The organism is Cyclobacterium salsum (assembly GCF_010119245.1).
Classification (GTDB): domain Bacteria; phylum Bacteroidota; class Bacteroidia; order Cytophagales; family Cyclobacteriaceae; genus Cyclobacterium; species Cyclobacterium salsum.
The window spans coordinates 282,562-297,812 of the sequence record NZ_WNKG01000004.1 but is presented as its reverse complement, the minus strand read 5'-3'; the positions used below and the strand labels follow the sequence as shown (position 1 = coordinate 297,812).

The 15,251-nt window shown below is 45.5% G+C and carries 11 protein-coding genes; 3 read left to right on the top strand and 8 right to left on the bottom strand.

Annotated elements, in window-relative coordinates; translation table 11 throughout:
- Positions 1–275: 275 nt before the first annotated feature.
- The 4 genes from GJS45_RS08575 to ruvB all read right to left on the bottom strand — a co-directional run bounded on the left by GJS45_RS08575 (position 276) and on the right by ruvB (position 6,937).
- Positions 276–1,655, bottom strand: coding sequence for a RagB/SusD family nutrient uptake outer membrane protein (locus GJS45_RS08575; RefSeq protein WP_162341060.1), 1,380 nt, complete (start codon positions 1,653–1,655; stop codon positions 276–278).
- Between the two features lie 19 nt (positions 1,656–1,674).
- A complete protein-coding gene (locus tag GJS45_RS08570; RefSeq protein WP_162341059.1) occupies positions 1,675–4,644 on the bottom strand; it encodes a SusC/RagA family TonB-linked outer membrane protein in 2,970 nt (989 codons plus the stop codon).
- A gap of 287 nt (positions 4,645–4,931) precedes the next feature.
- On the bottom strand, positions 4,932–5,864 hold the full coding sequence (queG, locus tag GJS45_RS08565; protein WP_162341058.1) for a tRNA epoxyqueuosine(34) reductase QueG: 933 nt from the start codon (positions 5,862–5,864) through the stop codon (positions 4,932–4,934).
- A 35-nt stretch (positions 5,865–5,899) separates the two neighbouring features.
- A complete protein-coding gene (ruvB, locus tag GJS45_RS08560; RefSeq protein ID WP_162341057.1) occupies positions 5,900–6,937 on the bottom strand; it encodes a Holliday junction branch migration DNA helicase RuvB in 1,038 nt (345 codons plus the stop codon).
- Between the two features lie 157 nt (positions 6,938–7,094).
- Between ruvB and GJS45_RS08555 the strand changes: the two genes are divergently transcribed.
- Both GJS45_RS08555 and GJS45_RS08550 read left to right on the top strand, forming a co-directional pair.
- Complete coding sequence (locus tag GJS45_RS08555) at positions 7,095–8,162, top strand: FAD:protein FMN transferase (RefSeq protein ID WP_162341056.1); 1,068 nt, start codon at positions 7,095–7,097, stop codon at positions 8,160–8,162.
- 13 nt (positions 8,163–8,175) lie between these two features.
- Positions 8,176–8,910 carry a ZIP family metal transporter gene (locus GJS45_RS08550; protein WP_162341055.1) on the top strand — a complete coding sequence of 245 codons (735 nt, stop codon included), beginning with the start codon at positions 8,176–8,178 and terminating at the stop codon, positions 8,908–8,910.
- A gap of 692 nt (positions 8,911–9,602) precedes the next feature.
- Here the strand turns inward: GJS45_RS08550 and GJS45_RS08545 are convergent.
- From GJS45_RS08545 to GJS45_RS08530, 4 genes are all read right to left on the bottom strand, one after another.
- Complete coding sequence (locus GJS45_RS08545) at positions 9,603–10,403, bottom strand: alpha/beta fold hydrolase (protein WP_317165097.1); 801 nt, start codon at positions 10,401–10,403, stop codon at positions 9,603–9,605.
- A gap of 52 nt (positions 10,404–10,455) precedes the next feature.
- Positions 10,456–11,613 carry a succinylglutamate desuccinylase/aspartoacylase family protein gene (locus tag GJS45_RS08540; protein ID WP_162341054.1) on the bottom strand — a complete coding sequence of 386 codons (1,158 nt, stop codon included), beginning with the start codon at positions 11,611–11,613 and terminating at the stop codon, positions 10,456–10,458.
- Complete coding sequence (locus GJS45_RS08535; protein ID WP_162341053.1) at positions 11,606–13,495, bottom strand: CBS domain-containing protein; 1,890 nt, start codon at positions 13,493–13,495, stop codon at positions 11,606–11,608. The genes GJS45_RS08540 and GJS45_RS08535 overlap by 8 nt, the downstream gene beginning before the upstream one ends.
- 178 nt (positions 13,496–13,673) lie before the next feature.
- Complete coding sequence (locus GJS45_RS08530) at positions 13,674–14,303, bottom strand: DUF459 domain-containing protein (RefSeq protein WP_162341052.1); 630 nt, start codon at positions 14,301–14,303, stop codon at positions 13,674–13,676.
- Between the two features lie 90 nt (positions 14,304–14,393).
- Between GJS45_RS08530 and GJS45_RS08525 the strand changes: the two genes are divergently transcribed.
- The gene (locus GJS45_RS08525; protein ID WP_162341051.1) at positions 14,394–15,245 is read left to right on the top strand and encodes a UbiA prenyltransferase family protein; all 852 of its coding nucleotides are present in this window, start codon (positions 14,394–14,396) and stop codon (positions 15,243–15,245) included.
- The last annotated feature ends 6 nt before the right edge of the window (positions 15,246–15,251 follow it).

The window sequence follows — 15,251 nt, the reverse complement described above, 5'->3', positions numbered from 1 at the left end:
ATTTGTTAAATCTGCCACCTCTCGCCTGAAATTACTTTTTTACATCAACCATCCGAAAAACAGGTTTGCCTATAAATTCAATAATTTTTCCTTTTGGTATTTGGGGAATTCGTCTTGAACGGATCAATAAATAACCTACTTTCCATGCGTTTGGCTAACCCAACCGAAAGATTTCTAGACAGCAGCTATTCATATTATTATCCGGGTCCCGTAAATTAAAAAAGTCATTCCCTGACTCGGGAATGACTTTTTTATATAATGAAATCTAAAACAGATCAATCTTCCGCATAGATATCCCAGTTTACTTCCGCTTGTGGATGAGGAAATTGAAGAAAAATAGATCCCTGGTCAAATGAAGTATCGATTTCATCCAGGCGCCCGTACCGGCGGGCATCGATCCAACGGTGTCCCCAGGGTTCAGCCCATAAGGAGTACCTCCGCTGGTACAAAATCTCGTCGATAAGGCTGGCCTGATCAGTAGCTCCGGTGTAATCTCCAATTTCTGCTGCATTCCGGATTACATTGATTGCTTGCACCGCAAGATCTGTCTCACCTAACTGTGCATGTGCCTCTGCCTTTAGCAAAATCAACTCTTCATTCCGGATAAAGGGAATGGGGGTGGTGTTACTTGGCCATCGGTTGTCCTGGTGGGTACCCACCAGTGGGGTCGCATCGGTTGTAATGATTACCGGTTCTTCCCGTTCAAAAAATTTCTCAGCCACCCTTGCATCCCCTTCGGTAGCATCTTCCAAAACGGAAGGATGCACCACCACGATGGTATTTATGGCGGCATCCCGAATGTAAAACAAGGGGTTAAATAAGTCCGGAGCACCAGTATACGGATGAGCAGGACCTGCCTGCAGGTCCCCCTCCAAATCCATAAATGAATTATCCAAGGCAGTTAATACACCTTCCCAGTCTTCCAGGTAGGTATTGGTTCTGGCTAAGATGGCATTATTAATTTCCCGGATTCTCTCCAACGATGTAAATCCGGCAAATCCCGGGGTTAAGGTAAAAGGAAAATCACCGGAACCGGCTGTCTGCAGTAATTCGTCTGCGGTTTCGAGCAAGGAACGGGAGTGCTCCATTCCGGCTTCGTAGGAAACGTAAGGACCTGGATTAAGCGGGTCTTCCACGTCAATCCGGATGCCGTTTTCGTAGACAAAATTCGCTGGAATCATAAACTGATACCCCTGAATCATGCGGGCGAAACCGGAGATTGCCGCTTGCTCCTCCGCACTCAGGTTGCCGGTGTTTTCAGCGGCGGAGATCAGCACGTTGGCCTGGCGGATTGCCTGGTAGGGATCGGCCCATGAACCTCCACCGGTGGAGCCAAATCCAAAATAAACCCGGTCGGGTTCCCTACCTGCCTGGCCGAGCCAATCCGTCTGGAAACGAGGGTCTGATCCGTTCAGATACCAGATTTCTCTCCCAAAGGTGTTCCATGCCCGGGATACATTTTCGACGTAATCCCTGTGCCTGGACTCCAATCCTGTGATCAAAAACTGAATTTGGGAACGAGAGGCATTTTCACTGACACTTCCCACAGAGGGATTGTTGGGATCATCTATTTGATCCAGTTCCAACGGGTTGCAGCTAACCATGAGTAGTCCTGCAATCACGCTTAATCCTATATATTTCTTTAGTGTGCTCATTGTCTTCATTGGTTTAGGATTAAAAATCAAGATTTACGTGAAAGAAAATCCTTCTCGGTGTTGGGTAGGGGGCGATATCGACATTATTATCTACCGATCGTGCACCAAAAGTGGACGTTTCGGGATCGTAGCCATCGTAATCGCTGAATAGAAAGGCATTGTTTACGGACATACCTAAACGAACGCCTTCCAGTGCATTACCAAAGGCATTGCTTACAGAGGCTTTGGGAAGGGTGTAAAACAATCCTATCTCTCGAACTTTTACAAAAGAGGCATCCTGTACCCATCTTCCCGCATTGTTGTAAGGGGCAGGTGGGCGTTGCCTTCCGTTTGGTACACCGTCATTGTTATCATCTTCAAACCATCCGTTGGTAGTTCCTCCGGAATCGGAAAGGAAAGATGTCAGGTTGATATTATCCCCGCCTTGCCGCCATTCTACCAGGAATGACAATTCCAGGTTGTTGTAGATGCGCATGGTATTATAAAAGGAAGTGTTGAATTTGGGCTGGGCATTTCCCCAAACCGTAAATCCACTTGGGTGATCCGAATCGGCAGGCGTACCAATAATGGTGGTTGGTGCAAAATCCTCTGCATAATAGAAGGTGCCCAAACCGGTACCAAAGGCTCCCAGGTTATACTGCGGAATACCGAGGCGGGTCATATTCACCCGGTTTTGCCAATACATAATTCGCGTAAACCAGTTGAAGTTTGCCTGGTCGACTACCGTCCCTGAGAGACTTAATTCCAATCCTTTGTTTTGCAACTCCGCTTCGTTGCTGGGGACGGTATTTACGCCGGTGGAGGGTGCCAGGTTTAGGTCCTGGATATTGTTTTGGGTATTTTTAATGTAATAGGTTGCCTCTAAGGCAAATCGGTTGTTTAGGAATCCAAAATCTACCCCAAACTCTAGTTCAGTAGCTGTTTCCGGCCGAATCTGTGTGTTACCTATCTGAAGTCCCACCACAGAACCTAATAAACCCCCAATATTGGCTCCTTCAAGCCTGGAAAAGGTATTTCCGAATTCAACCGGTCCCGCCGTTTCACCGTAGGCGATCCTGGGTTTCAATTGATTCATAAAACCGGAATTCCAAAAATCAAAATTTGCTAGATTTAACGCTAAGGAAGCCCTCGGAAAGCTATAATATTGATTGGGATCTCCATTCAGCGTAGACTTATCCCAACGAACACCCACCGTACCGATGATTTTATCTTCAAAATTTGCTTCTTGCTGGAGGAAAATACCCGCTTCCTGAACCTCACTAGTATATTGTTCGGCAATTTCCTGTACAGAGGCTTGCTGCAGGTTGGTTTGGCCCGGTACCAGACCCCGTCCCCTGTTAAATAAGGAACTGTTGCTAAAGTCCAGTCTAACCATACCAGCCTGTGAGTTCATGTTAACTTTCCCCAGATTAAAGTTATAGACCAATGCCGCCTGGAAATTGGTATTAAAGCTTTCTTGCTTTCCCCAAAACACGTCTCCAGGATTGGCCTGCCCGCGTTGGTATTGAAGAAATTCCGGCAGGTAAATCAATGTGGAGTTTTGAAGAAAATCTAACCCCCCGGCCACATTGGCTTTCAGGAAGCTATTGCTATTGCTGAACAAGTCAATGTCCAGGGTAAAAGCCTGAACAAAACGCTGTACGTCGGATGTGTTCTCCGCATGATCGGTAACCGCCGCAGGATTTTCGCTAAAGTAAGGATTGGTGGGGTAGACACCGTTTTCGTCAGGCCTGATGTCAAAGTAGTTTGGAATATAAGCCATGCTATATCCTATACTTGCGCCGGAATTGTTTTGGTTACCTGTAAATCCCCTATCTGATGTGGATTTGATATAGTTGGAGGATATGCCCAATTTGATCTTATCCGTGATATTATGGTCCAGGTTGGCTCTCAGCGAAAAGCGATCAAAACCGGTATTTTTCACTGTTCCGTCTTCTGAATTAATATTTCCGGAAACATAAAACTTCGTTTTCTCACTACCGCCGGACACCGTCAGCCGGGTATTACTGAGTAAGGCCGTGTTGTTATAGAAATAATCTTCATAATCAATCCTGGTTCCTTCTCTGAAGCGCTGTAATTCTAGAGGCCTTCTGTCTTCCGGGAAAAAGGCATTGATTTTTTCTTCACTCCAGTCGTCTGTTCCCAAAAGGCGTAATGGTTGTGCAAAACCGATATCCTGGGAAAGGGATACTTTGGTTTTGCCCTCAGCTCCACGCTTGGTGGTGATGATGATCACCCCTGCATTGGCACGGGTACCATAAATAGCGGCAGCGGACGGTCCTTTAAGGACTTCAATGGTTTCAATATCTGCCGGGTTGAGATCAGCAAGTCTGTTGGATCCATCATCCTGACTCTCATTGCCTGCACCGGTGACGGTAGCACGCCCGGTTCGTTGGAAGGAGTTATTGATATAGACACCATCCAGTATAATAAGTGGTTGTGACGCGCCGGTAAGGCTTGAAATTCCACGTAACTGAATGGATAAACCTCCTCCCGGAGCCCCTCCATTGGAACGGATGTTTGCTCCGGCAATTTTACCATAAAGAGCCCCATCGGTGGTTTGTATAGTAGTCGTTCCGGTTAACTCCCGGGAAGAAACGGATGACACCGCATTGGCCAGGTTGGACCGCTTGACGGAAGAGGCCAATCCTGTCACCACTACTTCTTCCAGATTGGTAGCATCTTCCTGAAGGGCTACGCTAAGGGTAGTGTTGGTATTGGGCCCAACATCAATGTTTTGGCTAAGGTATCCCAAGGAGGAGATAACGAGGGTAGCCGATGCATTGTCATCGAAATTCAGATTAAACCTGCCATCCAGGTCGGTTACGGTTCCCTTTGTGGTGTTGCGAACCAGTATACTTGCCCCTATCATGGGGTCTCCAGTGCGTTCGTCGGTAATGATACCCGATACGCTGTACTGTGCATGCGTCCATCCCATACTGAGTAGGGACAAAAACATGACCAATGAAAATCGGTAAAGGTTTGACATAGAACTAAATTTAGATTGAGGTTAATTAACAATTAATGGTGATAAATTAACTAAATAATCGAAATGATAGTTAGTAATAAATCACAATGAGGCAAAAATATTGATTTTATTTTGGAATTAATTAGTTAGATAGTTTTTAATATAATAAAAGCACCGGCAAACTTAAAATGTTTTGCTTTTTTGAAAAAAATGGTGGGAAATTAGCCAGAAATTTTAAAAGTTAACTATTCTTAGCGGAAGTTGGGCTGATAAATAGCAGTACCTACCAAAACCGAGGAGCTGACCCATCATTCCTGATTTACCTGAATAAACTTGATATTTCTGCGCAGTCCTTCCCATTTGCTGCGTTTCAACGCCGACTTTTTAAAAACCCGATCAAACGTTTCTTTGGTCATTTCTTCCCAATCCAGCGATTCCAACTCCGGCTGGGGTAAAAATTCGGGTTCTTGATGCGGTTTTGAAAAACGATTCCAGGGGCACACGTCCTGACAGATATCGCAGCCAAAGGCCCAGTTTTCCATTTTTCCCTTGAATTCCTCCGGAATTTCTTCCTTGAGCTCGATGGTCAGGTAGGAGATGCATTTGGAGGCATCCACCAGGTTGGCCTGCAGGATGGCATCCGTAGGGCAGGCATCAATGCAGCGCGTACAAGTGCCACAATAATCGTGGGCAATGGGTGCGTCGTAGTGAAGGGGTAGGTCAATGATCAGCTCTGCCAGAAAAAAGAAACTGCCCATGTGCTGATTTAAAAGTAAACTGTTTTTTCCGGTCCAGCCTAATCCTGCCTTTTGAGCCCACTGCCTTTCCATGACCGGCGCACTATCGACAAAAGCCCTGCCATTGATGTCTCCGATTTCTTCCTTTAGGATTTGAAGAAACCTTTTGAGTTTGTCTTTAATGACAAAGTGGTAATCTTTTCCATAAGCATATTTGGCGATTTTGATGTCTTCTGTTCCTTCCGGCAGCTTCTTTGGGGGGTAATAATTGTATATCAGACTGATGACCGACTTGGCGTTATCCACAAGTTTGCCCGGATCCAGTCTTTTGTCAAAATGATTGGCCATATAGGCCATTTTGCCCTGGTAGTTGTTGTCTAACCAGGATTCTAATTTTGCTGCTTCCTCTTCTAAAAAGGCGGACCTGGCGATACCACAAAAGTCGAATCCCAGCTTTTGGGCTGTTTCTTTGATTAACTGACTGTTTTTTTCTCTGGCATCCATAAATTATGGGTATCGAATGAGGAGCAGGGTAACGACTACAAATCAAAAAGACTACCGGATTGACCACCAAAATCAGGCTTGATTTTTAAATGTCCGTAGGCCAGTTCAGTGGCCATCCTTCCCCGGCTGGTTCTTTTAAGGTACCCTTCCTGAATCAAAAATGGTTCGTAAACTTCCTCTATCGTTTCGGCCTCCTCTCCACAAGCGGTGGCAATGGTAGAGATGCCTACCGGTCCACCATTAAACTTTTTAATGATGGTCATCAGGATGCGGTTATCCATTTCATCCAGTCCGTTTACATCTACATCCAGTGCGTTGAGTGCCATTTTTGCGATGTCCAGGCTGATCCTTCCATCCCCTTTTATTTCTGCGAAATCCCGGGTTCGGCGCAACAGGTTGTTGGCAATTCTCGGCGTGCCTCTGCTTCGCCTGGCAATCTCAAAAGCAGCTTCTTCATCCAATGGAGTGCCCAGGATGGAGGCAGAACGCTTGACGATGGTTCGAAGCAATTCTGCATCGTAATACTCCAACCTTGCGTTGATCCCAAACCGGGCCCGTAAGGGAGAGGTAAGCAGGCCGGAGCGGGTGGTGGCTCCGACCAGCGTGAAGGGATTCAAGCTAATTTGTACGGAGCGGGCGTTGGGCCCGGAGTCCAGCATGATATCAATCCGGAAATCCTCCATGGCGGAATACAGGTATTCTTCTACAACGGGATTGAGCCGGTGAATTTCATCAATAAAGAGGACATCTCCTTCTTCTAGATTTGTTAAAAGACCTGCCAGGTCAGATGGCTTGTCCAGCACCGGACCGGAGGTGATTTTTAGGCTGGATTCCAGCTCATTGGCAATGATATGACTCAAGGTCGTTTTCCCCAGACCGGGAGGCCCGTGAAGCAGCACGTGATCGAGGGATTCTCCCCGTCTTTTGGCGGCCAAAACGAAAACCTTTATATTTTCAACGGTTTTTTTCTGACCGGTAAAATCCTCAAAACTCAGTGGTCTTAAAGCCTTTTCTATTTCTTTGTCTCCCGATCCCAGGCTTTCTTCGTCACCACGCAGATAATCTTCTCTCATATTCACTAGCTAAGAATTACAAATATAAAAAAATTGGTCCGGTTTTCAGTTACCATTTGGCTTTACCTGCCTCCCCAACCAAAGGATAATAGGTAAAAACGAAGGGCATTTGGAAAATAAAAATTAACTTTCGGAAAATTAAAACAGACATCGTTTTATGCGAAAATCTGCCAAGAAAAATATCATTTACAGCATTTTGTTATTGTTGGTGGTATTTATGGTGTATCTCTACAGGCAAAACCAAAATGCACCGGCCATTGAAGAATCGGATGATCAAAAATTGGTACTCACAGGCCCTACCATGGGTACCAGCTACCGGGTGGTTTACCTGGACCCGGGCAGAAGGGATCTTCAGGAGGAAATCGATTCGTTACTGGTTGATATCAATCAATCCCTGTCTACCTATATTCCCGATTCGGAATTAAGCAGGTTTAACCGGAATGATTCGTTGGAATTCGAATCCCCTTACCTGTACCCGGTGTTAGCGGCCAGTGGGCAGGTGTATGAAGCCACTTCTGGGGCTTTTGACCCGACCATCGGACCTTTGGTTAATGTTTGGGGATTTGGTCCGGAAGGAGCCTCCTTGAAAGACAGTGTGGAAGTCCGACAGCTTTTAGAACGGGTAGGCTTTGATCAATTGCTGTTTGATCAAAGTGGAATTAAGAAATCCAATCCGGACAGCTACCTGGACCTGAGTGCCATCGCCAAAGGCTATGGGGTGGACCTGGTGGGAAAATTTCTTGAAAGCCGGGGAATCCATAATTACCTGGTAGAAATAGGAGGAGAATTGGTAAGCAGGGGGGTAAACGAAAACGGAGAACTGTGGAAAGTGGGCGTCACGAGACCTACCGAAGAGGGTCTTGCCAATGATTTGTATTCCATCATTGCATTGGATAATAAGGGTATGGCTACCTCGGGAAATTACCGTAATTTTTATATCAAAGATACCGTGAAATATTCGCATACCATTAGTCCTTTTACCGGCTATCCGGTAGAACATCGCTTGTTAAGTGCCACGGTGCTCGCAGCGGATTGCATGACCGCTGATGCATTTGCCACGGCATTTATGGTTCTAGGATTGGAGAGGGCCAAGGAAATTCAGGAATCAGAGGAAGGCCTGGAAATCTTTCTTATCTTTAACGATGAGCAGGGACAGGTGCAATCCTATGTGAGCAAGGGACTGGTTCCTTTTCTTACCACTGTCCAGGAAGAAGAATCCAAATAACCCGGTATTTATTATGCTTCATTTTCTTTTTCTATTTATCGCTGCATTTGGTGCGGGATTGCTAGCCTTACTTATCCCGGGATGGAAGGAAAAGAGTTTCAAACTGGGGTTGATTTTTGCCGGGGCCTATCTTTTTGCCATTACCATTCTACATATCCTTCCCGAACTTTTTGCAGATCAGGATTCTGCCTATTACATGGGCTTGTATATTCTTCTGGGATTTCTGCTTCAGCAGGTGTTGGACTTTATGTCTTCGGGAATTGAGCACGGCCACATCCACGACCATGGGGGTCAAAGTGGGAGTAACAGCGTTTGGACCTTGATGATCGGCTTGTTTTTACACGCCTTTCTGGAAGGGACCCTTCTTTCCAAGCAACCCATGCTGGCAGGGCATCATCACGGCAGCGAGACCTTGTTGATTGGGATCATCCTTCACAAGATGCCGGAAGCGTTTGCATTGGTGGCTGTATTGATGACCCGGATGAATAAACCGGGAGTTTTGCTGCTATTGGTGCTCTTTTCCCTGGCTTCCCCACTGGGAATGATTTCCACCGATTTGCTATACGACCAAGAGCTTATCGGGAGGGGAACCTTAAACATTTTATTCGGCCTGGTAGCTGGCGGGTTCCTGCATATTTCGACGATCATCTTTTTTGAAAGCTCTCCACAACACCGCTTTCAGCTGCACAAGCTGCTGATTATCTTAATGGCTTCCGGATTGGCTATTTTGACGGAGTTTATTATTTGATATACGCGACCCGCTGCGATTTCCTGAGTAAGTATTTCGTGGGGTAAAAATATGAAGTGCAGTCCTGACAGCAGGTAAATAAGGAGAAGTGGTTTCATTCCAATAGTATCTTTGATTGAGAGATGTCTAACGGAATAACTGAATCCGCCCCCAAACTTACTATCAGTCGGTCAAATACCTTTACTGAAAAAAAAATGCCGGAGCCTTATGTTTCCATAAGACCCCGGACAAACCCTACATTAAAAAATAACCAACTAACACGACGGATTTCCAACTTCCTCTTTCCTCGCTGATCCGTTTCCCATTTCTTTAACATCCGAAACTTAGCAACGGAAAAGGAATAATCCGAATGATTAAACATATAAATTACTGAAAAAGTGTACAAAATTTTTTCTTTATTTTGAAATACATTAAAATATATATCGAAAATTTTAATATAGGTATATTTGTCTTTTGTCCTGTTAAAAAATGCGTTCAAAAAAAGTAAGCGATTGGCTGTCAATTAAATGCATTAAAAATATCCAAAAAATCTTGAAAAAACATTGTTTTTCTATAGGGCTGTCCATGCTGGCTTTAGCACGAGTGTAAGCTAGGAAATAGAACTTGAAAAGGAAGGGATGGTAGTCTATTTTGATGTAGGCCGGGGATTCTATTAAAGACGGTCGGGTGCAAATTAAAACAAAAAGCTGCTGCTACTTGGCTAAAAAAGCAAGTGCTATTCGGTTAAATTCCTCCGGCTTTTCTACATTTACCACATGTCCACAGGCGGGGACCACTACGAGCCGGGCCGAACGGTGATTTTTAACCAGTTTGGTAATGGATGGTAGAAACATATAGTCTTCCTCTCCCATGAGATACAAGGTGGGAATGGATGTTTCCCTGATTCTGAAAAAAGCTAAAAGGGGATTGACTTTTGCCGCCAGGGTAAACCAACGGATAAATTCTTTCTGATAGAGTTTTTTAGCTTCCTGGACAAAAAGATACCGGGAAGCCTTGTGGTTTTTGCGGGGCATGATGATAAAAGCAAAAAGTTTGTAGAGCATCAGGTAGGGAATCACTGACTTCAATAAAATACCCAGTCGCATCAGTAGCTGCCCTCGAATATTAAGTTTCATGATGGCTCCTGCCAGAATCATGCTGCTGACCCTGTTTGGATGCCTTTCGGTGATTTCCCGAATAATGATGGTTCCCAGGGAAATGCCAACGAAATGGGATTGCTTGATTTTCAAATGGTCGAGTACTTCGACTACCTCATTACCGATGACATCAAAGGAATATTTTTTTAGTTTTTCGTAGACATGGTTTTTTGATTTTCCATGGCCCCGTAAGTCCACCAACAGAACGTTAAATGATTTTTTGAAATCACGAATTTGCCGAAACCATATCGCACTACTGCCCCCGGCGCCGTGCACAAATGTTACCCACGGAGCGGCGGGATTCAGCGTATATGTCGTATAGTGAAGCATTAAAAATGTAAACACCAAATGACTCACTAAGGTTTAACTTCCCGGAGAAACGGTCCTTTTTTTGTTTCCGGCCAATTCTTTATTCTCTTTTGACTAGTTCCCAAAAAGAATCCGGATCTTTCATAACGATGCGGAATCCCAGCAGGTGAAAAATTTCTTTATTGAGCCATCTGGCGATTTTGGGGTTGGCGGTGTAGCGATTTTGGTGGTTTTTTTTTCTGGAAATTCCCGGAAGCAATGGCAGCATCTCCGGAAGAAATGTTTTCCTTATTATTTTGGAAAGCCAAAGCCAAAATGTTGAAACCGGCCTTACAATAAAAAAGCCCTCTTGCCCCATTTGCTGATAAAGTGGAAGAAAAACCATTCCCCGGTAGGGGCTGATGACGGGTTCCCCATTGTTCCGTGCCAGTTCGTGTCCTTTTCGAATGGGATTGAAATTAAAAAATCCGGGGTTCATCCTAAAGTCTTGTTCCGGGCTGATGGGGTAGCGGCAAAGAATTTCGTAAAAACCTTCCGGAATGTCCAGATTACTTCTTAGCCAGCCCTCCTCCAATTCTTTTTCGGTCTGGGTCAATTGGATGATCCCTAAGTGATTCATGCAGAGTTTGACAAAAGCCTGGTGCCTGCGAATGCTGTCGGGATTCTCGTGTTTTCCAGCCTCAAACCCCAACGCAGGGTAACCCAGGTCATTGATATGGCTCATCAGAGGGCCTTCCAGGTATTCCTCTATGCCCAAAATCAAAGGCACTGGAAATTTTTTGGCAGCAGACCGATTGACCAGGGTGTCGTTGAACGGGAGAAAGGCACAACTTTCGGAGGAGGTGGTGTGTAAATCGGTAAATAACATTTTACCCGCATTGTATTTTGCAATGATGCTCGTAATCAAATGGTCCAGGGAGGCCAATTCTTCCAATTCCGGATAGCTGAATCCGGCTTCTCCCGAATCTTTCATACGGACCAGGTTCAAATTTTCTTTGGTCCATATACGATTCAGGTCCTTTTCGATGTACCGTTGTTTTCGTTTCAGGGCCTGGTTATTGCCTTTGAGCACCATTACATTACCCTGAAAGCTAAACTTTCCTATATTTTGTTCGCCGAAAAGGTCTTCCATGGCCATTACGGAGGCCGGTTCGTTGCCATGAATTCCAGCGATTACCACCAGGGTAGGTGATTTTTCATCCTGGTGATGCGCAAATAAAATCCGGGGATTATTTGTGGTGAGAAGGGATTCAGGCATTGTTTTTCTCGTAAAGTTTATCCCAAATGCTTTGGGCATCCTTATCCGTCACCAATCCTATCAACTGGTCTCCGTCTACCACCGGCAAGCAACTGATTTTTTTATTTACCATCAGCAACATGGCATACTTGATGTCGGTATGAGGTCCTACGGTCACCAGGTCAGATATCATGATGTTTTTGGCTATCTCCAGTTCATTTTCCACTTCACCCTTTTTTTTCAACGTCGATGCCGTAATCAAACCGGTAAGTTTTCCTTCTTTGTTTTCTACGGGGATGTGGTGGATGTTTTTCCAACTCATGATCTTCTTCACCAGCGCAACCAAATCGTCCTCCTGAACAGTGATCAGGTTGGTGGTCATGATATTCCCAATCCAGTCGTATTGGATCGGGATGGTCTTGAGCTCAGCAGGGCTGGCGGCCTTCCATTCGCTGACCGGTAAATCAGATTTCCTACGTTGTTGAATGGCACCGGTAAGGGTGACCATGGCCTCATCCCTGCTCATGAGCTTTTTTATTTTCCGGTAACTTTTAATCATCCAGCTGCTACCTGTCTGGCCGGTTTTTACCCGTTTCCGTATGACCTCCAGGTACTTGGAAGCCTCTGCCTGGGAGATTCCAACCTTGGACAATCCCTGCTCTGCCATGGGTAACAGTTCGTCCAGGAATAATTTCTGGACGGGCACCATTTGATTTTCCCAGGCCATGCTGCTGAATATGCCGGAGGTAGCTGCCCGGTAAAAGTTCCCTTTTGTATCTTCAAAGGACTTTCGGTGCCAGGATTTTCGGTAATGATCCGGCATGGCCTTCATTAGTCCCACCCAGAGTACCAGATTGGCCATTTCGTCAATGATCGTGGGACCGGAAGGAAGGTATCGGTTTTCTATTCTCAAATGGGGAATGCCATTTCCTGTGCCAAAGCAAGGCCTGTTCCATCGCCAAATGGTGCCATTGTGAAGCTTGAGGGCCTGAAGGTCGGGAATTTGCCCCTTTGCCAGCTCATCCAATGAATTGGCAGTGGACTTATGGGTGAGAATTAGGGGGAATCGCGCGATATTTTCTTTATAGATTTCAGTTGTTTCCCGAATCCATTGATTGCCAAAGGAGACGCGTTGTTCTTTTTCTTTCAGGTGATAGCCTTTACTACGGATATCAATGCTTTGCTGGAATAGTGGAATCCGGGTTTCCGACCAAAGTTCCCGGCCAAAAAGCAACGGAGAGTTGCTGCATACGGCAAGAACAGGGCCTGAAATCAGCTGCGCCCAATTGTATTGGTCCACAAATTCTTCCGCACTTACCTGGAGGTGACATTGAAAACTGGTGTTGCAAGCTTCAAACAGGATATTGGTATGGGCTAATATCAATTCATCTACCCCCGAAATATTCAACTCAAAATCCTGACCTCTCAATTGCTTGATGATCTCATCCAAGGCCTGATACCTGGGGTTGGGGGTCATGTAATCCATTTGGCCCGAGCGAAGGTCAATGGAAGGTAAAATGCCGGTAAGAATTACCGCATCCCCAAAGGTAGTCGCCACTTGCTCGGCCTTTCGCAAGTATTTGCGGAGTTGCTTTTCCATGTTAGAAAAGCACTCCGCTTTTAATTCCACTGGATCCAGGTTTAGCTCCAGGTTGTACATGGCCAACTCGGAGGTAAAATGGGCATCCTGTAGCTTGCCGAGGATCAAAGGGCCATTTTTTGACGGCTTGTTGTGTCGGTCGATTAGCGCAAACTCCTGTTCTGCACCTATTCGTTGTACGTCTTTTTCAATGAGCCCTTCGCGGATCATTTGATCCAGTGCATCGATATCCTGGATCAGGTTTTTGAGAAATTTTTTTCTCTCCGATAGTTTTATTCTGGTATTTACGCGGTGTTCTCCCATGCTCCCAACAAGTTACGGAGGGAAAAAGGAATTTGGAAACACCAGGCGAATAATCCCAATAGCGCATGAGAAAAATCAGTGAGAGGGCCTCTGCTATTCCGGTTTCAGGTAACCGGTTTGCCAAGGGTTAGCTTGTTGGGTTAGTTGACTGTTTTTTCCTGACGGTTTTGGCGGAAGGCTACTGGAGGGAATCCGCCACGGCCCGGGCCAGCATTTTTGCGCCTTCTTTATTCGGATGAACGCCGTCCGGGAAAAGCGAGGTATAAGGCTTCAATGAATGGTGGAGGTCTATGATCTCTGCGCCCGTTCTTCTGGCTGCTTCCCGGATAAGGGGAGTCATTTCGTCTACGATTAGCTGCTCGGTGATTCCCCAGTTGTCTTTAAATACGGGTGCTGGCAGGCATACAAATACCTTCCCTTCCTCCGACATGTGCTCTTTGAAAGTGCGGATCATTTCCAGATAATCGTTTAAGAAATCGTCTTTGTGAGCCCAATTCTGGGGTTTGGAGTCGTTGGTGCCCAGTTTGATGACAAGGATGTCCGGTTTGAAATCTTTTACCTGCTCAAATTGCGGTTCGTTCCAAAAAGGAAAATCCCCCTTTCGTAGCAGTGTTCGGGCACTAACGCCGAAGTTCTTTACCAGATACCCCTGGCCAAGCATTTTTTGGAGCTGTAGCGGATAACTGTCCGGATGGTTTCTCCCGGGTCCTTCGGTGATGCTGTTACCGACACAGGCTATTTTTACGGGTTGCTGGGCATGGGTTCCCTGGCCCCAAAGCATTAAGAGAGCACAAATCACTTTTTTCATTAGGCGAAAAATCAAAGTATCGCGAAATTACATACTATTTCGATGAAATGGCGGATTCAAATTGTTAATTTGCATTTTAATCGCTTATCCGTGAGCATACCTAAACAATTTTTCAGGGTCGTGTACGAAAGATCCAACCTGCTTTCGCTGGATGTGGTTTCGGGAGCCTGTGCGGGCATGTATTTTTTTGCCGATATGATGCGGATTTCCCTCTTCTGGTATTACTACTTGCTGTTGGCGTTGGCGGTATGGACCATCTATACCTTTGATCACCTCTTGGATGCCAAAAAAGTTTCTAAAATCGCGCTTTCCAAAAGGCATCGATTTCACCAGCAACATTTTAAGCGATTGGCACCGGCACTGGTGCTTACAGGGCTAGCGGGAGCAGTTCTTTCCTTTCATTTTTTAACCTATGAAAGACTATTGTCGGCCGGAACGATCCTGTTTTTCCTAATTGTTGGGGTGATGATCGGGATCCGATTGGGAAATAGGAAATTAGCCGTTGCCAAAGAATGGCTCATTGCCACTTTTTATGTGGCAGGCATCATTCTGGTGCCGGTAATTCAGCTTGATTTTGGTTTTATTTCCGGAAATTGGTTGTACTATGTTCCGGCTTATTTTATCCTGGCCTGGTTTAACCTGGTATATTTTTCCTATCTGGATGGGGCACTAGATCGTGCCGAGGGGCATCATTCCATCATGACGGTTTTGGGAAAGCGAAAAACCAGAAATTTGCTCGGAACGTTAAGTGTAGTGGGCTTGATCTACGGGCTGTTTTTATTTTTCCACCTTCCTTCCTATTTCCACCGCTATACGTTGGTATGGGCATTAATGATGCTAACTCATGTGCTTTTTTTCATGGAGAGGCCTGTCAATATAACAGAAGCCAGAAGGCGCCTGGAACTTATCTTTTCCTTTCCGTGGCTACTGCTCATCCTATAAGCTATT

Coding starts and splice junctions, on each gene's coding strand:
- GJS45_RS08535 (WP_162341053.1), bottom strand. CDS start 13,495: ATGGGAGAACACCGCGTAAATACCAGAATAAAACTATCGGAGAGAAAA.
- GJS45_RS08575 (WP_162341060.1), bottom strand. CDS start 1,655: ATGAGCACACTAAAGAAATATATAGGATTAAGCGTGATTGCAGGACTA.
- GJS45_RS08555 (WP_162341056.1), top strand. CDS start 7,095: ATGCGAAAATCTGCCAAGAAAAATATCATTTACAGCATTTTGTTATTG.
- queG (WP_162341058.1), bottom strand. CDS start 5,864: ATGGATGCCAGAGAAAAAAACAGTCAGTTAATCAAAGAAACAGCCCAA.
- GJS45_RS08530 (WP_162341052.1), bottom strand. CDS start 14,303: ATGAAAAAAGTGATTTGTGCTCTCTTAATGCTTTGGGGCCAGGGAACC.
- GJS45_RS08540 (WP_162341054.1), bottom strand. CDS start 11,613: ATGCCTGAATCCCTTCTCACCACAAATAATCCCCGGATTTTATTTGCG.
- GJS45_RS08550 (WP_162341055.1), top strand. CDS start 8,176: ATGCTTCATTTTCTTTTTCTATTTATCGCTGCATTTGGTGCGGGATTG.
- GJS45_RS08570 (WP_162341059.1), bottom strand. CDS start 4,644: ATGTCAAACCTTTACCGATTTTCATTGGTCATGTTTTTGTCCCTACTC.
- ruvB (WP_162341057.1), bottom strand. CDS start 6,937: ATGAGAGAAGATTATCTGCGTGGTGACGAAGAAAGCCTGGGATCGGGA.